General features: G+C 66.0%; 14 protein-coding genes. 8 read left to right on the forward strand and 6 right to left on the reverse strand.

The window, feature by feature from the left end; genetic code table 11:
- Positions 1-258: 258 nt before the first annotated feature.
- The 5 genes from BUA54_RS03965 to BUA54_RS03985 all read left to right on the forward strand — a co-directional run bounded on the left by BUA54_RS03965 (position 259) and on the right by BUA54_RS03985 (position 6,334).
- Positions 259-1,539 (forward strand): O-antigen ligase family protein, encoded by a 1,281-nt coding sequence (locus tag BUA54_RS03965; RefSeq protein ID WP_178352702.1) that lies wholly within the window; start codon positions 259-261, stop codon positions 1,537-1,539.
- Between the two features lie 258 nt (positions 1,540-1,797).
- Entirely contained in the window at positions 1,798-2,664 is an 867-nt protein-coding gene (locus BUA54_RS03970; protein ID WP_072855866.1) for a WecB/TagA/CpsF family glycosyltransferase, read from the forward strand.
- A gap of 27 nt (positions 2,665-2,691) precedes the next feature.
- Positions 2,692-4,059, forward strand: a complete 1,368-nt coding sequence (locus BUA54_RS03975; RefSeq protein ID WP_084114051.1) for a sugar transferase — start codon at positions 2,692-2,694, stop codon at positions 4,057-4,059.
- A 41-nt stretch (positions 4,060-4,100) separates the two neighbouring features.
- Positions 4,101-5,141 (forward strand): UDP-glucuronic acid decarboxylase family protein, encoded by a 1,041-nt coding sequence (locus tag BUA54_RS03980; protein ID WP_084114053.1) that lies wholly within the window; start codon positions 4,101-4,103, stop codon positions 5,139-5,141.
- A complete protein-coding gene (locus tag BUA54_RS03985) occupies positions 5,138-6,334 on the forward strand; it encodes a glycosyltransferase (RefSeq protein WP_072855867.1) in 1,197 nt (398 codons plus the stop codon). Before BUA54_RS03980 ends, BUA54_RS03985 begins: the two co-directional genes overlap by 4 nt.
- Positions 6,335-6,468: 134 nt before the next feature.
- Here BUA54_RS03985 and BUA54_RS03990 read toward each other — a convergent pair whose 3' ends face one another.
- The gene (locus BUA54_RS03990; protein ID WP_245810549.1) at positions 6,469-7,278 is read right to left on the reverse strand and encodes a LuxR C-terminal-related transcriptional regulator; all 810 of its coding nucleotides are present in this window, start codon (positions 7,276-7,278) and stop codon (positions 6,469-6,471) included.
- Between the two features lie 442 nt (positions 7,279-7,720).
- On the opposite strand from BUA54_RS03990, the gene BUA54_RS03995 reads away from it, so the two are divergent.
- Positions 7,721-8,368 (forward strand): acetyltransferase, encoded by a 648-nt coding sequence (locus tag BUA54_RS03995; protein ID WP_072855869.1) that lies wholly within the window; start codon positions 7,721-7,723, stop codon positions 8,366-8,368.
- Here BUA54_RS03995 and BUA54_RS04000 read toward each other — a convergent pair.
- From BUA54_RS04000 to BUA54_RS04020, 5 genes are read right to left on the reverse strand one after another with little or no spacing between them, the layout of a single operon-like run.
- Positions 8,354-9,541: a DegT/DnrJ/EryC1/StrS family aminotransferase gene (locus BUA54_RS04000; RefSeq protein WP_072855870.1), complete on the reverse strand. Its 1,188-nt coding sequence runs from the start codon at positions 9,539-9,541 to the stop codon at positions 8,354-8,356. The genes BUA54_RS03995 and BUA54_RS04000 overlap by 15 nt on opposite strands.
- The gene (locus BUA54_RS04005; protein WP_072855871.1) at positions 9,538-10,539 is read right to left on the reverse strand and encodes an NAD-dependent epimerase/dehydratase family protein; all 1,002 of its coding nucleotides are present in this window, start codon (positions 10,537-10,539) and stop codon (positions 9,538-9,540) included. The genes BUA54_RS04000 and BUA54_RS04005 overlap by 4 nt, the downstream gene beginning before the upstream one ends.
- Positions 10,540-10,553: 14 nt before the next feature.
- Entirely contained in the window at positions 10,554-11,669 is a 1,116-nt protein-coding gene (locus BUA54_RS04010) for a DegT/DnrJ/EryC1/StrS family aminotransferase (protein ID WP_072855872.1), read from the reverse strand.
- Complete coding sequence (locus BUA54_RS04015; protein WP_072855873.1) at positions 11,669-12,685, reverse strand: Gfo/Idh/MocA family protein; 1,017 nt, start codon at positions 12,683-12,685, stop codon at positions 11,669-11,671. Before BUA54_RS04015 ends, BUA54_RS04010 begins: the two co-directional genes overlap by 1 nt.
- A complete protein-coding gene (locus BUA54_RS04020) occupies positions 12,682-13,188 on the reverse strand; it encodes an acyltransferase (RefSeq protein ID WP_072855874.1) in 507 nt (168 codons plus the stop codon). Before BUA54_RS04020 ends, BUA54_RS04015 begins: the two co-directional genes overlap by 4 nt.
- Before the next feature lie 771 nt (positions 13,189-13,959).
- Here BUA54_RS04020 and BUA54_RS21155 point away from each other — a divergent pair.
- Both BUA54_RS21155 and BUA54_RS04030 read left to right on the forward strand, forming a co-directional pair.
- A complete protein-coding gene (locus BUA54_RS21155; protein WP_218588262.1) occupies positions 13,960-16,533 on the forward strand; it encodes a DUF4082 domain-containing protein in 2,574 nt (857 codons plus the stop codon).
- A 266-nt stretch (positions 16,534-16,799) separates the two neighbouring features.
- On the forward strand, positions 16,800-18,278 hold the full coding sequence (locus BUA54_RS04030) for a haloacid dehalogenase-like hydrolase (RefSeq protein WP_072855876.1): 1,479 nt from the start codon (positions 16,800-16,802) through the stop codon (positions 18,276-18,278).
- Positions 18,279-18,400: the final 122 nt, after the last annotated feature.

An 18,400-nucleotide genomic window follows, 5' to 3' on the forward strand; every position in this document is an offset into this window, starting at 1 on the left:
TTCGGCTGGATCATCGGCTGCGCGGCGGCAGTCGGGTCGGGTCGATCGTAGCGCCGTCGCGTCGCACACCGAACCTGACCATCCGTTGCAAACGCGGCCCGTCGATTATCCGATCTGGGGAGGCCGGGGGGGCCGCCACCACCGGATGGCGGGCCGTCGCACCGAAGGGCCACGTTTGCACGGCAAGGCGATCCCGGTCTGATGATCGCAACGGGTCGTCCGGCGTCGCACCCGTCCACCCGCGCGAAAGGGCCCACGATGAACCGACCGGCAGAGGGTCTGACACCCGCCCTGACCGCCCCGGACGGGCTGCGGCTCGGCTGGCGCAGGCTGGAATGGTGGGGTGCGTCGATCGCCCTGTTCCTGCAGACGGGCGCCGTCTTTCCCTTGTTGCTGATGGTGCAGAACGGCGAGCTTGGCGATGCAGAGCGGGCGCGTCTGCGCCTGCTGCAACTGCCCGTCATCGCCATCGTCGGTCTTTTGCTGCCGCGCCATGCGACCGCCCTGATCGTCGCGCTGCGCCGGTCGCTGCCGCTGGTCCTGCTGATCGGACTGACCGTCGTGTCCGTCCTGTGGTCGATCGAGGCGCCGCTGACCCTGCGCCGCGCCATCTCTCTGGTTGTGACCTGCCTGCTGGCTGCGCTGCTGGCGATCCGCTTTTCCCCGCGGCAGCTGCTGCTGCTGACCTCGGGCGTCATCGGCGCCTGCCTTTGGCTGAGCCTTGCCGCCGCCGTGCTTGCGCCCGGTGCCGCGTGGAGCCCCGATGGCGAGGGGTTGCGTGGCGTCTATACCCACAAGAACGTGCTGGGCTGGGCGGCTGCCATCGGCTTTGTCTGCGGTCTGGCGCTTTGGCGGGATGCGCAGCGCGCGCTGCACCGGCGCGGGTTCTGCCTGACGGGCGCGGCGCTGGGCTGCCTGATCCTGTCCGGGTCGGGCACCGGGGTCATCTGTGCCGCGGTGGCGGTCGTGCTTTTCCTCTTTCACGCCGGTCTGGCGCGCACGCGGGGGCTGATGCGCCTCGTCTGGCTGCAGAGCGCGGCGCTGTTGGTCGGTGGCGTGGTTCTTGGCGGCCGTTCGCTGCTGGTCCATGTGCTGGACGCGCTGGGCAAGGACGCGACCTTGACCGGCCGCCTGCCCCTGTGGGATCTGGTCGATGCCCGCATCGCGGTGAAGCCCTGGCTGGGCTACGGCTACCAGTCGTTCTGGACGCCCGGCACCTTCGGCAACGACCTGATCGCCGCGGCTTTGCAATGGAACCCGCCCCATGCCCACAACGGTTTCCGCGACACGCTGCTGAGCGTCGGTCTGCTGGGACTGGCGCTGCTGATCTGGGTCCTGCTGCGGGCGATCCGGCAGGGGGCCGCGCTGCAGGCGCGCGCGCCGCAGGACGGCTGGATCTGGCTGAACGTCCTGATCGGCGTCATGATCGCGATGAACCTGACGGAAAGCAACCTGCTGGCGCAGAATGACGTCCAGTGGCTGCTGCTGGCCACGGCGATCGTCATGCTGGGACTGCGTGCGCCACAGCCTGCCGACTGACGCCCCGGCCTGTCCCATCACGTCCTGCACGTCATCCGCTTGCGGACCTGCATCCGACGGAGCGCGGTGGGCAACGGCACCTCTGGCAGACGGGATCATCCGATTGGCGGACGCCGCCCTCCTTCCACTGCGGACGGTGGATGCAGGAGGAGGACAGGATCAGCGATAGGGCTGCGCGCATCGCCGATCTATCGACTTCCCAACTTTCGGGTCGCGCTCCTAGGGTCTCGTATCGTCCGGCCACTCAGGAGGACTCCGATGATCCCCGGCACTGCCCTCACCACAGACCCCGCAATCGACCGACTGGACAGCATCAACGTGCTGGGCGTCGCCGTCTCGGACCTCGACATGGCGCGGGCGGTCCGGCTGGTGGGCGCGGCGGTGCGCATGCGGACCCGCGGCTATATCTGCATCTGCGGCGCGCATGGCGTCGTGGAATGTCAGGCGGACCCGGCGCTGCAGCGCGTCTTCAACGGTGCGATGGCGGTCACGCCCGACGGGATGCCGCTGGTCTGGGCCTTGCGTGGGGCGGGACATGCGCAGGCCGGCCGCGTCTATGGACCCGACCTGATGCGCAACATGCTGGACACCGGCCGCACGGCGGGCCTGCGGCATTTCCTTTACGGCACTACCCCCGCCACGCTGGCGAAACTGACAGCGCAGATCGGGCGGCGCTATCCCGGTGCAATCATCGCCGGCAGCTATGCGCCGCCGTTCCGGCCCCTGACGCCCGACGAGGAACGTCACTTCGCGGATGTGATCAACGGCGCGGCAGCCGACATCGTCTGGGTCGGGCTGAGCACGCCCAAGCAGGACCGCTGGATGGCCGCGATGCGCGACCGGCTGGAGGCGCCGGTGCTGATCGGCGTCGGCGCCGCCTTCGATTTCCTCGCCGGCAACACACGGTCCGCGCCCCCCGTCCTGCAACGTGCGGGGCTGGAATGGGCGTTCCGGCTGGCGACCGAACCGCGTCGCCTGTGGCGGCGCTATGTCCGGATCGTGCCGCTTTACCTGATGCTGCGCGGATTGCAGCGCGCCGGACTGCGGCACTTTCCGATCGAGTGGCCGACCCCGTCCACGCCGCCGCAGGGCGTCAGTGGCGCCGACCCCGCCGCCACGACGTAATGCGTCCCTGCATAAAAGGTTGCCAAGATGAAGCCGATGCGACTGACCTTCCCCCTGCCCGCCGAGATGTCCGACAGCCTTGCGCCGGTCCGCGCGATCGCGCCGCGAAGGTCGCACAGGCGCATGCTCTGCCGCGTGGCCATTCTGGCGGCCGATACGCTGGGCCTGCTGATTCCGCTGGCGCTGCTGTCCTCTGGCGCGGTCGGCGACACGGCACCTGCGGCGGTCCCGTCGCTGGCCATGGTGGGCGGCATCACATTGGTGCTGAACGCGCTGCAGGGGCTTTATCCCGGCGACCGCCTGCACCCGCAGGAGACTTTGCGCCGCCGCACCCGGACCCTGCTTCTGGCCTTGATCCTGCTGCCGGCCGTGAGCATGTCCGCAGCGCCGGGTGACTTGTGGACGGTGGCCGTGACGACGCTTGCGCTGCTGGCGGGGCTGCTGTTGCAGATGCCACTGCGCCGGGGGATCCGCGGCCAGCTTTATCGTTCCGGTGTCTGGGGCACGGCGGCGGTTTTCGTCGGACCGCGCCAGATGAGAGAGACGCTGGCGGCGTTCTTTACGACGCACTGGCGCTATGGCCTGCGCCCGGTGCAGACGGGGGCGCAGATCGCGGTGCTGGTCCGCAGGCCCGACACCGCCAGCGCGGCCATGCTGCGGCAGGACTACCCCGAAGTCATCGTGCTGGCAGATATGCCGGATCTGCGGGTATCCGGCCTTCATCCGGCTGATATCGGTGGCCGTATCGGTTACCCGGTCGGTCATGCGGGTGCACCGGGGTGCGTCACGGCGAAGCGCGTCATGGATGTCGCCATCGCGCTGGCTGCGCTGGTCCTGACCGCGCCGGTCATGCTGCTGGCCATCATCTGCATCCGGATCGCCGACGCGGGGCCGGTCTTCTACATCCAGCGCCGCGAGGGGCTTGGCGGCCGGACTTTCGGTGTGCTGAAGTTGCGGACGATGTACCAGGACGCCGACGTGCGGCTGGCAACGCTGCTGGAGACCGATCCGCAGGCCCGGGCCGAGTGGGCGCATCACTTCAAGCTGCGCCGCGACCCGCGTCTGCTGCCGCGCATCGGGTCCTTCCTGCGTGCGTGCAGCATCGACGAGCTGCCGCAGCTGATCAACGTCCTGCGCGGCGAGATGAGCATCGTCGGACCGCGGCCCTTTCCCGACTACCATCTTGCGGCACTGCCGCAGGCATTCCGCGTCAAGCGCGCCAGCGTCGCCCCGGGCATCACCGGACTGTGGCAGATCAGCGGTCGCAGCGACGCCGACCTGAGCCAGCAGCAGCAACTGGACGCGTATTACATCGACAACCGGTCGCTGTGGTTCGACCTGCAGATCATCCTCGGCACCGTGCCCGCCCTTTTGCTGCGCAAGGGCGCCTACTGATGCCGGGGCACCCAAACCTGTCCATAAAGGGAACGTTCGACATGCATTCCGACAAGACGATCCTCGTGACCGGCGGCGCCGGGTTCCTTGGATCCCATCTGTGCGATCGCTTGATCGCGGACGGCCATCACGTCATCTGCCTCGACAATTTTCACACCGGGCGGCGGTCCAACATCGCCCACCTGCTGCATCACGACCGGTTCGAGGTCGTGCGTCAGGACGTGACCGACCCGGTCCGCGCCGAGGTGCAGGAAATCTACAACCTCGCCTGCCCCGCGTCGCCGGTCCACTATCAGGCGGACCCGGTGCGGACGGTACAAACCAATGTCATCGGCGCGATCAACATGCTGGACCTTGCGCGGCGCACCGGCGCGCGGCTTTTCCACGCTTCCACCAGCGAGGTCTACGGCGATCCGCTGGTGCATCCGCAGACCGAGGACTACCTCGGCAACGTGAACCCGACCGGCCCGCGCGCCTGTTACGACGAAGGCAAGCGCTGCGCCGAGACGCTGCTGAGCGACGGTCGGCGCCAGCATGGCTTACGGTTGCGGATGGCGCGGATCTTCAACACCTACGGGCCCCGGATGCGGCCAGACGACGGACGCGTCGTGTCGAACTTCATCGTGCAGGCCCTGCGCGGCGAGCCCCTGACCGTCTACGGCAGCGGCGAACAGACCCGGTCCTTCTGCTACGTCGATGACCTGATCGCGGGTGTCGTGGCGCTGATGGCGGCGCCCGATGACGTGCCGCAGCCCGTCAACCTGGGCAACCCGGTCGAATTCACCATGTTGCAACTGGCCCGGCTGGTGCTGGACCTGACGGGATCGCGTGCCCGGCTGGACATGCGTCCCCTGCCGCAGGACGACCCGGTCCAGCGGCGCCCGGACATCACGCGCGCGACCACCCATCTGGACTGGCAGCCCGCGGTGCCCCTGCGCGAGGGGCTGATCCGGACCATTGCGCATTTCGACTCGGTGCTGGGCCAGCGGCCTGCCTCGCCGTTGCCGGCGCGGTCCTTCGATTTCCCGACGCTCCTGAACGGCGCGATGCCGGCATTTGCTCCGGAGGGGCAGGTCATTTGAAACTCCTCGTCTTCGCACAGCGTCTGGATCCGGACGAAAGCCAGATGAACGCCATCGCCCTGGCGGACCGGCTGCGCGAGACGCATGGCTACGACATCGTCCTTCACGCCACGGACGGACCCGCCGCGCAGATGGTGCGCGACCGCGGGTTCCGGTTCGTGCCCGCACCGGACGTGACCTATCACCCTGCCCCGCAACGCATGGCCGCCCTGCGGCGTCTTGTGCGCGGCGAGGGTCCCGACGTGATCCATGCCTGGGACGGATGGCAGGGGCTGGAGGCCTATTATGCCGTTCACCTGAGGCTGGGGGTGCCGCTGCTGATTTCAGACCTGAACGCCGATGTGACCCGCTATCTGCCACGGAACGTGCCGACGACCTTTGGCTGCGCCGCGTTGGCCGAAGCCGCGGCGGAACTGGGTTGGCGGTTTCCGATGACCTTGCCGATGCCGGTGGACACGCGCACCAATGCGGCAGAGGCGGTTAACGGCGCGGGGTTTCGCAGCCGATACGGGATGAAGGATGGCGATGTGATGATCGCGGCGGTGGCGGAACGGCCAGATGCATCCGCGTCGGGCGGAACGATCCGCGCGATCGAGGCGATCCGGACCCTTGGGCAGAACCTGCCGTTGAAGCTGGTCCTTCTGGGCGAAAGCGACACCGATGTGAACCTGCGGGCCCGCGTGGATGCCGCCAATCGCCATCTGTATCGCGAAGCGGTGATCCTGACCGGCGCCATGCCCGACCCGCGCGAGGCCTATGCCGCCGCCGACATCGTCGTCGGGACGGGCGGATCGGCCCTGCGGGGGCTGGCATTCGGCAAGCCGCTGGTCGTGGTCGGCGCGGCGGGCTTTGCAGCGACCTTTACCCCGCAGACAGCGCCCGGTTTCCTGCGGTCGGGGATGAGGGGCACCGGAGAGGGCCGGTTCGGCGGCTCTGCGATGCTGGACGCGCTGCGCCCGCTGGCGCAACGCCCGCAGCTGCGCGCGCAACTGGGCGCCTTCGGACGCGATTTCGTGGTAGAGAACCATGACTTCGGCCGCGTCGCCGCCCAGCTTGCCGCTTGCTGCAATGCCGCCAAGAGCGGCGCCGCATCCCGGATGGGCGACCTTGTCGATGCGGCGCGTACGGCGTTTTATGTCTTGCGCGAACGCCGGTTCCGCGTCGCGGCGCGGACGACCGTGCCCGGGCGCTGACCGAGATCCTTATGCAGTGTTGCGAGGCAGCGGCGCAGCCGTTGAAAAGCCCTTGCCGGCAGTCGGGCGATTGCGACCGCGTGCAATAGGAAGGGACCGCGCCGCGGTCCCTTCCTTGCGTGCATGGCCGGGCGTCAGTGGCTGCGGGGGTCGGCGGGCCAGCCGGTCATCTGGTTCAGCAGAAAGGCGGCTTCCGTGCGGTTGGTCGCCTTGAGCTTGTGAAAGATGTGGCGGATGTGCACCTTGACGGTGCTTTCCCGCAGATCGAGTTCATAGGCGATCGTCTTGTTCGCGGCACCGCGGCGCAGAGCCTGCGCAACCGAGAATTGCCGGTCCGTGAACATCTCCGGCATGACGCTGTTCGTCTCTGCCTGCGAGAGGGAATTGCGAAGGGCCATCAGGCTGGCCCGGGACAGGAAAGATGCGCCCGCCACGGTCATCCGCGTCGCCTCGACGATATCGGGGAAATGGACGCAGGGCGGGATATAGCCGTCCGCGCCGCATTCAAGCGCCGCGATCATCGCGTCGACGTCGTCGGTGGCGCCCAGGATAACGACGGGCACCAGTTGCGCCTGTGCCACCAGTCCGCGCAATTCGGCGCGGACGCTTTCATCGGCCAGTGATTTCGAGCCGATGTTGTGCAATATGACCTGACGCTCTTCTGCGTTGCAGGAGCTGGCGCGCCAGTCGGCGATGGATCCGAAACCGATCACCCGTGCCGAGGTGCATTGCTGCTGAAGGCAGGCGACGAAGCACTCCCGCTCCAGCGAGCGATCGTCGATGACGGCGAACACCTCGAAGGCGAGGTCGTCATGGGACTTCGGCTTTTTGGTTCCGGCCTGTGCGCCGGGACTGATTTCGGCGAGGTGCCCTCGGCTGGGCCCCGGAACCGGATTCCTTGCGATAGTTGCATCGGTAGTTCTGTGATAGTGTGCGTCGTTCACGATGAACTCCTAGAGCGGTTTAAAATTCATAAATTGGGCTGCCTTCAATGCGGCAACGGTAGATAAATGCAGAAAATCTTGCAGCTTCAGACACGCTGAGCTGCAGCGCTTCGTTTTCTGAAAAACAACTTCTGCGCGAAACAGACGATGCTTTGCATAAACGTTAATTTTGTCTTAATCAGACAACTTAATATTAGCATTTTTTGCGGCTGAGCGACATTATTTTCGCTAAAATGGCTGCCACGGTGCTAACTTTGTGGTGAAATTCGGGCGGCCAAAAGGCGAATCTCTGGCATCATGCAACCGAAAGACGAACAACGAAATCGTGTGAATACCTTCTGTTGTCGGTCGGTCCCGACCCCTGTCTTGCGCTGCGAATCAGGGGCGATTTTCCGGACGCCGTGACAGGGACGTAGACTGTATCTCTTTTATTCAGGTGGCCATGACACGCCTCGTTCTCGTCGGGTTAGGCGGAAATACCCTCGAACTTCTGGACCTTGCCGCCGCGACGTTCGACGTTGCGGCAATCCTGTCGGAAAATCAGGACCATACCCCTGATTTTGAAGGCATTCCCGTCGTCCCTTTTGCAGACGCAAAATTGTTCACCGATTGCCAGTTCGTCTTTCTGATCGGGTCCGAGAAGTCCTATACCCGGCGGTCGGCCATGATCGCTCGCCTCGGGATTCCGGACGACAAGTTTGCCACATTGACAGACCCCCGGGCGATCATTTCTCACCGGGCGACGATCGGTCGGGGGGCGGTGTGTTCGGCGGGGGTGGCGGTCATGGCCCGGGCCGTGGTCAAGGATCACGTGATGATCATGCCCTACAGCATCGTGCACCATGACAGCCGGATCGGACGCTGCAGCATCGTCGGGTCGCATGTGACCATCGCGGGCCGCGTCACGGTCGGTTCAAATTGTTATATCGGCAGCGCCAGCGCGATCCGGAACGGTGTCACGATCGGTGATGGGGCGCTGATCGGCATGGGGGCCAACGTCGTCGCCGACGTGGCCCCCGGTGCGATCATGGTCGGAAATCCCGCGCGGCCCCTGACCCCGCGGGACGGGGATGGGTCAGGACGCCCGTGACAGGGGCTGCGGCCGGATAGCGGTCCGGCCGGCCAGCCCGCGCAAGGCGGTGACCAGAACGTCGGCGACGGTGTCGACCTCGGCGTCCGTCATCTGGGCGAAGAGCGGCAGAAGCACGCTGTAGTCCCTGGCGGTTTCCGACCGCGACAGCGGATGACGACGGGGGACATCGTGCAGGGCCTGTTCCAGATGCATGCACATGATGCCGCGTCGGGTCGCGACACCGGCGTCCAGCAGAACCTGCATCAGCGCGCGCTGATCGATGGCGGGATCGAGCGCTATTGCGAAGCTTTGCCAGTTCGACCGGGCCCATGCAGGCTCTGTCGGCAGGGTGATGCCGTCGATGGCCTGCAGCACGGTCCGGTAGCGGTCGGCGATCGCGCGGCGGCGCGCGACGATATCCGGCAGGCGGGTCAGCTGAACCCGGCCCACTGCGGCCTGAATGTCCGTCATGCGGTAGTTGTAGCCGGGCACGGGATAATCCTCGAACACGACCTGCGCCGCGGCGTGTCGCTGGGTGTCGGACACCGACATGCCATGCTGACGCCACAGGCGGAATCTTGCGTCGAGCGTGGCGTCGCGGGTCGTCAGCATCCCGCCCTCGCCCGTGGTGATCACCTTGCGGGGATGGAACGAAAAGCAGACGACGTCGCCATGCGCGCGCCCGATCCTTTGCCATTCGCCCCGCATCCGGATTTCCGATCCCACCGCGCAGGCTGCATCCTCGATCAGCGCAAGACCGTGGGTGCGGGCGATCAGCAGAAGGGCGGTCAGGTCGCAGGGCATCCCGATCTGGTGCACGCAGAGGATCGCGCGGGTCCGGGACGTGATCGCCTCGGTCACGCGGTCGGGATCGATATTGTAGCCGCCCGGTTCGATATCCACGAAGACCGGGACCGCGCCGCACTGACGGATCGCATTCGCGCCGGCGATGAATGAATGGGAGACGGTGATGACCTCGTCACCCGAACCGACCCCCATGCCCATCAGCGCCAGATGCAGCGCCGTCGTGCAGTTGGACACGGCGCAGGCATGGGGTGCGCCGACGAAAGCCGCGAAATCGGCCTCGAAGGCCGCGACCTGCGGGCCTTGCGACACCCATCCCGACAGGACCGCGGCGCGGGCGGCCTCTGCCTCGGCCTCGCCCAGCAGGGGTTTCGCGATCGGGATCATGCGGTCACCTCTGGCGTGCGGGACGGGGCCCGTTCGGATTGCCACCAGTCGACAAGCTCCCTCAGGCCCGTGGCCAGCGGAATCTGGGGTCTGAACCCCAGTTGTGCGCGCGCGGCGCGGGCAGAGGAGAGCCTGCGCGGGACCGGATTGATCGCACGTTCCTCTGCATGGACGGGGACCAGATCGTTGCGGCCCATCGCCTGCGACAGCAGCGACGCGATGCCCAGAAGCGAGGTCTCGGTCTCGCTGCCCACGTTGAAGACGGTGTCGGTGACGTCGGCCTTGGCGGACAGGATGTTCGCGCGTGCCACGTCGCGGACGTTGATCATATCCATCGTCTGCAGTCCGTCGCCGAAGACGATGGGCGGCTGGCCCGAGGCGATGCGTTCCATCCATCGCACCATCACCTCTGTATAGCGGCCGCGCAGGTCCATGCGCGGGCCGTAGACGTTGAAGTATCGCAGGGCGACGTAATCCATGCCGTACATGTCATTGAACGACCGCAGCAGACCCTCGCCGAAGGCCTTTGCCGCGCCGTAGAGGGTGCGGTTGGGATAGGCCGGTTCGTCCTCCGTCGTGGGGAAATGCGCGGCCATGCCGTAGACAGAGGCGGATGACGCCATGACGACCTTGCGGGTGCCGGCGGCGCGGCATTGCTGCAGCAGGTCATAGGTCGCCTGCACCATGACGGCCATCGGCTCGTCCGGTTCGGCCGCGCAATGGGTGATGCGCAGCGCCGCCTGGTGAAAGACGGTGTCAGTGCCCTCGACCAGATCGGCCATCAAGGCGCCGTCGCGGATGTCCCCCTCGACCAGACGGACGCGGCCGGAGGCCATGGCGGCGTCCAGATTGGACCGCCGCCCCCGGATCATGTTGTCGATGACGATGATCTCGCCGCACTTTTCCTGCACGAGCAGATCGACGATATGCGACCCGATGAAGCCGCTTCCGCCGGTAACCAGAACGCGTTTGCCCCGCAGGACGTCGGGATGTTTCATGTGCTCAGTCTCCTTCAGGCGGTCAGACGCGACGGCGCAAGCGCCAGACGGTTCACGGTGTCGATGACGAAATCGATGTCGGCGGGGGCCATGTCCGGATGGATCGGCAGGGACAGGGTGCTGTCGGCATAGGCTTCTGCCACCGGAAGGCTGCCGCGGGCGTAGCCCAGATCGCTGTGTGCGGGCTGCAGGTGGACCGGCACGGGGTAGTGCGTATTGGTCGGCACCCCTGCCGCGTTCAGCCGGGCGGACAACCCTGCCGGGTTCGCGTTGCGGATCGCGTAGACGTGGCCGACGTGGTCGGGGCCGAAGGGTCCGGCGGCGCGCATGATTTGCGGCGACAGGCCCGCGTGATAGGCATTGGCCACGGCTCTGCGCCGGTCGGTCCAGTCTTCCAGATGGCGCAACTTCACGTCCAGCACCGCACCCTGCAGCGCGTCCATGCGGGTGTTGTAGCCGTCCATGACATGGTTGTGCCGCCCCTGCTGACCCCAGTCGCGCAGGCATCGCAGGGTGTCGGCGAAGACCGGGTTGCTGGTGACGACCGCACCGCCCTCGCCGCAGGCACCAAGGTTCTTGCCCGGGTAGAAGCTGAAGCAGCCGATATCGCCGAAGGCGCCGGCGCGCAGGCCGTCACGCTCTGCCCCGTGCGCCTGCGCCGCATCCTCGATCACCAGCAGATCGTAGTCGCGCGCGATCTTCAGGATGGCGGCTATGTCGGCCAGACGTCCGTGCAGGTGGACCGGCAGGATCGCCCTGGTCCGGTCGGTGATCGCATCGGGGATCAGGGCGGGATCGATGCACCACGTCACCGGATCGATATCGACGAAGACCGGCGTGGCCCCGGTATAGCGGATCGCGGCCGTGGTCGCGACGAAGGTGGTGGGCGTGGTGATGACCTCGTCCCCCGGGCCTATGCCGGCCGCCAGAAGCGCCATGTGCAGCGCCGAGGTGCCGGTGTTCACCGCCACCGCCGCTGAGGTGCCGCAGTATCGGGCGAAGTTCACCTCGAACCGTTCGACCGGTTCACCGAGGATGTAGGAGCAGCTGCGCAAGACCGACAGGACGGCGTCTTCCAGCTCGGGGCCGATGGCGCGGTACTGGGCCTTGAGGTCGAGAAAGGGGATCATCAGGCGACTTTCTTCTGGACAAGATCGACGGGGAAACCCCGGCTTTGCGTGGACAGGGTGGCTGCGGCGAGAATCTCGACCACCCGCAGGCCGCTGATGCCGTCGGTCAGGGGGGTGGCATTCTCTTCGACGCAGCGGGTGAATTCCTGCACTTCGGTCAGCAGGGCCTCTTTCGTGGACAAGGCCGGGGCGTGCATGTCACCCATGCGGTAGGACACCATCGGCTCGTACGGGTCGGTGCCGGCGGTGGCCCCGCTGTCGTAGATCTTGACCTTCTCGCTGGTCTGCATGTCGTCGTAGATGACCATCTGCCTGCTGCCGCCGATCACGGTCTGGCGGATCTTGACCGGCGACAGCCAGTTCACGTTCAGATAGGCCATCGCACCGTCGTCGTAGTAGACCGACAGATGCGCCATGTTCGCCGGGCTGCCCGCGATGCAGGTGGCCGCACTGGCGGACACGGCGACGGGCTGCGATGGCATCAGCCGGTCGAGGATGGCGAAATCATGCACCGCAAGGTCCCAGATCACGTCGACGTCCCGCTGAAAGATCCCGAGGTTCACACGGGTGGAGTCGTAGTAGTAGAGATCGCCCAGATCGCCGTTCCCGATCAGGGCGGCGATCTTCTGCACCGCACCCGTGTAGACGAAGGTGTGATCCACCATCAGGACGAGATTCCGGCGCGCCGCCTCGTCCACAAGCTGAGCCGCGCGGGCGGGCGTATCTGCCATCGGCTTCTCGACCAGCACATGCTTGCCCGCCCTGAGTGCTGCCATCGCCATGTCGAAGTGGGTGCTGACCGGCGTCGCGATCATCACCGCGTCGACCGCAGGGTCCGCGATCATGGCGTAGATGTCCTCGGTCAGCCGGGCCGCGGGGTGATGCAGGGCGGCACGTCCGCAGGCCGATTCCATCCGGTCGGCGATCATCTCGACCCGGGCGCAGCCCGAAGCCGCGACGGCCCGGGCGAGGTTCGGCCCCCAGTATCCATATCCGGCGATGCCGATGGCGATCATGATGCGTCCCTTCCGGCTGCGATGCGAATCTTTGCGGTCCCGCGCGATGCGATACGGCGGGCGGGATTGCCCGCGACGGTGGTGCCGGGGGCCACGTCCTGCGTCACGACGGCCCCTGCCCCGACGGTCGCCCCGGCGCCGATCGTAATGCCGCAAAGGATGGTGGCGTTCGATCCGATCGCCGCCCCCCGCTGCACCAAGGTCGGCAGGCAGTCCCAGTCGTCACCGCCCTTCAGGCGGCCATCGGCGTTCGTGCTGGCCGGATACATATCATTGGTGAACATGACTCCGTGCCCGACGAAGACCTCGTCCTCCAGCGTGACGCCGGTGCAGATGAAGGCATGAGAGGAGATCTTGCAGCGCGCACCCACGGTGGCGCCTGACTGGATTTCGACAAAGGGTCCGATGCGGCTGTCGGCGCCGATGCGGCACCCGTAAAGGTTGACGAGATCCCCAAGCGGTATCGCTACATCGGGTCCAAGTTCGCAATTCGTGATCGGCATTCCTGACGCTCCTTGAAACGGCGGCCGCGCGGGCCGTGAAAACCCGGTCGTATTGCGGCGATCCTGTGCGTGAAGGCGCAGAGCGGGAACTGCATTTTCCGGTGCAGCGGCTATGCAGAATGGCGCATCGCGGGATCGCGCCGTGCCGTCCTTCGGCCGAGGGGGGTTCACCCTTCGGTGGAGGCGATCTGACATCGCAGTCCGGAACCGCGTCCGCATCCACCGATCTGATGCTGCGCGGTCGATCTTCGGATCGCGCGGCGCGGGTCTGGACCGCGACATCTCGCCGAAAGGCGTATCGGTCAGCGAGATGCCGCCGCTTTAGGTCTGCAGCCGTCCTTGCGTGCCGTCAGGAGCGGATTTCCGCGCGCAGAATTAAAGCGCCGGCAAATTGCAAGCGTTCTCAATCCGATAGATCGCTCGGCAATGTATATTGCCTGATTTGCCTTGATTTAGGGCCTTTTGGGCAGGCGGATTGCCGCATATTGGTATTGGGCGGACAATACCTTGAATCAGATATGCTTTCCTCATCATGTCACATTGGCATGTCAATGGTTTGGTGAAGCGGCGGGCAATCGATCGCCCATGACATGGGTCTTGGCCCGGGTGCCGTTTTCAACAGGGTGACCCTCTGCCAATAACACCGTCGGACAGTTGACCCATTCAAAAAACAAAAGGGCAAGACGCATGACATCTTACTACGTTTCGACGACGGGAAGCGATTCTGGAAACGGCACATCGGAAAATCCGTGGGGATCTATCAATCAGGCGATGAATTCGAATTTGCAGCCGGGCGATGAAGTCATCGTTCGCCCGGGCACATATGCGGAGTCGGTATCCATCAATCACAGCGGCACCAGCAGCGATTACATCACCCTGCGGTCCGAAGTCCCGGGCGGTGCGGTGATTGCGGCACCGTCGGGCGGGCCCAACGGCATCACGATCCGCGCCAATTACGTGACCGTGGACGGGTTCGAAATCTACGGCAGCGATACCCACGGAATTGCCGGATTCGATTCACACCATGTCGTTGTTTCGAATAACATCTCTCATGACAACGCCCAGTCGGGCGTATCCTTTGCCTGGTCCGATTTCATCACGATCGAAGGAAACGAAACATACGGCAACGCCAGTTCGGGCTGGTTTTCGGGCATTTCGCTGTATCAGAACCGGAATATCACCGGCGATATGTCGACCGATGGATTCCGCAACATCATCAGAAACAACGTGTCCCACGACAACGTCACCGAATCCGGGGCCCATACGGACGGCAACGGCATCATCATCGACGATTTCCAAAGCACGCAGACCTCGGGCTTTCCCGCCTACGACTTTCCGACGCTGGTCGAAGGCAACATCACCCATGGCAATGGCGGCAAGGGCATTCAGGTGACGTGGAGCGATCATGTCACCGTGGCGGGCAATACGGCCTACCACAACAACGTCGACCTCGCGAACACCGGAACGTGGCGCGGCGAGATCTCGAACGCGCAGTCCAGCAACAACACCTTCGTCAACAACATCGCCGTGGCCGACCCGTCGGTGAACGGCAACAACACGGCGATCGACAACAATTCCTACGGCGGTTACGTCAACGAGAATGTCGTGTGGCAGGACAACCTCGTGACCGACGGCCGGCCCGGCGTTCTGTCGGCCAGCAACGACGGCGGCAACTCCGTTCCCACGGCAGCCGACGGCAACCTGATCGGGGTGGACCCGCAATTCGTGGACCCCGCCCGGGGCAACTTCGACCTGTCGGACGGGTCGCCGGCGATCGACGAAGGCCACAACGGCGCGGCGATATCGCACACGGACAACGATGGGGACGCGCGCATCGTCGGTCAGATCGACATGGGCGCGCAGGAAAGTGGCGCCGCGCCGGTCGAAAGTCCCGATCCGACACCGGCACCGGCACCGAAGCCGCCCGTCGACGTTGCGCCCACACCGGACACGACCCCGGACCCCACCTCGGCCCCTGGGACCGATACCTTCCGTCTGTTCGACGCGGCTGACAGGCCGCAGACCGCGGCGGACCACGACACGCATTCCGTCGAACTTGGTATGAGGTTCACGGCCGACACGACCAGCAGCGTCAGCGCGCTGCGGCTTTTCCGCGGCGAGGGCAATCACGACAACCTGCCCGCGACCCTGTGGGATTCGTCCGGCCACAAGATCGCGACCGCGACCTTCGCGGATACGGGCCATGCCGGTTGGCAGGAGGTTGCGTTAGACACGCCGGTCACGCTGGCCGCGGGTGAGACCTATACCGTGTCCTATCATGCGCCGAACGGGGGCTATGCAGTGACGACCGGCTATTTCGACACCGCAGAGGATGCCGGTCCGGTGTCCACCGCCCGTGGTGCCGGGGTCTATCAGTATGGCGAAACGGCGGCCCTGCCGACCCAGACCTACCAGAACAGCAACTACTGGATCGATGTCGTCCTGTCCGACACGACAGCAGAAGCATCGCCCGAGACCCCCTCGCCAGCCACGCCCCCGGTGACGGAGACGCCGCCCACGACAGGCGGCATCCACGCCGATCCCTTCGGGGCGGCAGGCACCGTGACGGTGGAGCAGACAGAGGTCAATGGCTGGCACCGGGTCGATTTCGGCGCCACACTGGACAATGCTTCGGTCGTCATGGGGCCATTGACGCTGAACGACGGCGCGCCCGCGACGGTTCTGGTCGATCATGTCACCGACACCGGATTCGATTTCCGCATCGCGGAGTGGAACTATCAGGACGGTTTTCACGGCGCCGAGAAGATCAGCTGGATGGCGGTCGAGGCAGGCACCCATACGCTGGACAGCGGACAGGTGATCAGCGCGGGCAACGTCACGACAGGCCGGGCGGCGACGGTGAAGTTCGATGCCGGCGATTTCTCTGCGGCGCCCGTGGTGCTGACGCAGGTCGCATCCAGCAAGGGCGACGTGGTCACGGCAGAACAGGTCAGGCACGTCAGCGAGGACGGCTTCAAGGTCGCGCTCGTCGCACAGGAAAGCCTGCGGGGCCAGCACGACGCTGGCACGGTGAACTGGATCGCCCTGTCGCAGCACGGCGACGGCATCCACAGCGGCACGATCGGCGGCGTCACCCACAGGGGAAGCTCTGCCGATCTGTCGGGACAAGGGTTCGCCGACGATTTCGTCTTCCTTGCGGATGCGCAGACGACGAACGGCGGCAATACCTCCGTCATTCGGTCGACAGAGGTCGCGTCGGATCACGTGAACTTTTTCGTACATGAAGAAACGTCGCAGGATGCCGAGGTGCAGCATGTCGCGGAAACCATTGGCTTCGCTGCGCTGGATGCCGGTCTGATCTACCACGATACCGTCTTCGGCTGATCCTGCGGGACCGACGATCTGACGACGCCCGGCACCATGGTGCCGGGCGTCTTGCGTTGTGCGGTGTCGGGCGAAAGTGACCGTTCCCGCTGCTGCGATCCATCGGTGCGGCCTTGGTCCAGCGGTCTACGCCCTATGGTCAAGTTCCGCGTTTCCGCTCCTGCATGGTAACGTCTTGCGGCGTGATCGCACGCTCTTGCGCCCCTTTCGGCGGCTGACCCGCGGCGCGCCGCCGGGGGTGATGTGATGCGAAAGGGACCGGGCCGATGAAGCTGGACACGATCGAGCCGGCCACCCGGGTCGCACCCACGCCGCCATCGCAGCGCTTCGACGCCAGTGCCGGGACGGCGCTGCAGGCCGTCAGCATTCACGACGGGCCGGTGCTGCTGGACCTCGACGAAACGCTCTATCTGCGCAGTTCGACCGAGGATTTCATCGATACGGCACGACCTGCACTGATCGCGTGCGGGCTGCTGAAACTGCTCGACCTGCTGCGCCCCTGGCGGTGGACCGGGCCCGAGACGCGGGATGTGTTCCGCGTTCGCCTGATCCTGCTTTGTTTTCCCTGGACGGCCCTGGTGTGGCGCAGGCGGGTCAAGGCGCTTTCCGACGACTTCGCGAACGCGCCGCTTCTGCAGGCAGTCCGCACCATGCGCGGGACACCCGTTGTCGCCACGCTGGGATTTCTGCCGGTGGTCAGGCCGTTGCTGCGCGCCATGGGTCTGGCGCAGGTGAATGTGGTCGCGACGCGGGTCTGGACCATGGCCGACCGCCGCGACGGCAAGCTGGCGCGGCTGGACGCGACGCTGGGTCGTGACGTCATAGAACAAAGCCTCTGCCTCACCGATTCGGTGCAGGACATGCGCCTTCTGGAGGTCTGCGCCCGGCCGTTGCGCACGGTCTGGCCGGGCGCGCGGTATCGTCCGGCGTTCACCGGCCTTTACCTGCCCGGTCTCTACCTGACCCGGATCAAGCGGCCCGGTGCCCGGTACATCCGACGCAGCATCCTGCAGGACGACTTTGCGCTCTGGGTGCTCGCATCTGTCTGGCTCGCGCCGTTTCCGATCCTGCACGTGATGGGCCTTCTGGGTCTGCTGGTGTCGTTCTGGGCGGTCTACGAGCTGGGCTACGTGGACAACGACCGCATCGGCGCGCGCTTCGAGGCTTGTCCGCAGCTGTCCGCCGCCTTCGGCAGGGTCGAGGTCGCGACGCCGCTGCTGGCCCCGTGGGCCTGGGCGGCGGTGACGGGGGCCTTGGGCCTTGCCGCCTGCCGCTGGCCCGGCCCGGTCCGCCTGTCGGATGCCATCCTGTGGGGCGGCGTGCTGGTCGCGACGGTCCTGCTGTTCCGCCTGTTCAACCGGTTGGACAAGGCGACCCGCATCTGGCCCTATGCCGGCCTGCAGCTGGCGCGCTGCGCGGCCTTCGCGGCGGTCGTGCCGGTGGTGCCGATCGCGCCCGCGGCCCTCGGCGCGCTGGTGATCGAGAAGTGGATTCCCTACCTCGTCTACCGCCTGCGGGGCGGCGGCTGGGAACTGCCGCTGCCTCTGCTGCGGTTGCACCTTTTCGCCGGGCTTGCGGTGCTGATCGCGCTCGAACGGGGGGCCGGCGTCCTTGTCAGTTGGCCGACGCTGACCCTGACCGGGTTCATGGTGTTCAAGGCCCGGCACGACCTGCGCAGGGTTCTGTCCGCCGCTACCCGGATCGACCGTGCGGCCCCCCCTGCGCCGCAGGGCACGCGGCCGTGACGGTCAGTTGCCACCCGTCACCGATGCGGGCGGCAGGATCGTCAATTCGGACAGGTCTTATCCCTTTTGCCGACGCACGCCGTCGAATGGTCGTCCTGTCGGCCAGCGCGCGGCATGGCACA

The sequence above is a fragment of the Loktanella atrilutea genome (genome assembly GCF_900128995.1).
Classification (GTDB): Bacteria; Pseudomonadota; Alphaproteobacteria; order Rhodobacterales; family Rhodobacteraceae; genus Loktanella; species Loktanella atrilutea.

Excerpts from the sequence above, each read along its gene's own strand:
- BUA54_RS03965 (WP_178352702.1), top strand. The coding sequence starts at position 259 with ATGAACCGACCGGCAGAGGGTCTGACACCCGCCCTGACCGCCCCGGAC.
- BUA54_RS03970 (WP_072855866.1), top strand. The coding sequence starts at position 1,798 with ATGATCCCCGGCACTGCCCTCACCACAGACCCCGCAATCGACCGACTG.
- BUA54_RS03975 (WP_084114051.1), top strand. The coding sequence starts at position 2,692 with ATGAAGCCGATGCGACTGACCTTCCCCCTGCCCGCCGAGATGTCCGAC.
- BUA54_RS03980 (WP_084114053.1), top strand. The coding sequence starts at position 4,101 with ATGCATTCCGACAAGACGATCCTCGTGACCGGCGGCGCCGGGTTCCTT.
- BUA54_RS03995 (WP_072855869.1), top strand. The coding sequence starts at position 7,721 with ATGACACGCCTCGTTCTCGTCGGGTTAGGCGGAAATACCCTCGAACTT.
- BUA54_RS04000 (WP_072855870.1), bottom strand. The coding sequence starts at position 9,541 with ATGATCCCGATCGCGAAACCCCTGCTGGGCGAGGCCGAGGCAGAGGCC.
- BUA54_RS04005 (WP_072855871.1), bottom strand. The coding sequence starts at position 10,539 with ATGAAACATCCCGACGTCCTGCGGGGCAAACGCGTTCTGGTTACCGGC.
- BUA54_RS04010 (WP_072855872.1), bottom strand. The coding sequence starts at position 11,669 with ATGATCCCCTTTCTCGACCTCAAGGCCCAGTACCGCGCCATCGGCCCC.
- BUA54_RS04015 (WP_072855873.1), bottom strand. The coding sequence starts at position 12,685 with ATGATCGCCATCGGCATCGCCGGATATGGATACTGGGGGCCGAACCTC.
- BUA54_RS04020 (WP_072855874.1), bottom strand. The coding sequence starts at position 13,188 with ATGCCGATCACGAATTGCGAACTTGGACCCGATGTAGCGATACCGCTT.
- BUA54_RS21155 (WP_218588262.1), top strand. The coding sequence starts at position 13,960 with ATGAATTCGAATTTGCAGCCGGGCGATGAAGTCATCGTTCGCCCGGGC.
- BUA54_RS04030 (WP_072855876.1), top strand. The coding sequence starts at position 16,800 with ATGAAGCTGGACACGATCGAGCCGGCCACCCGGGTCGCACCCACGCCG.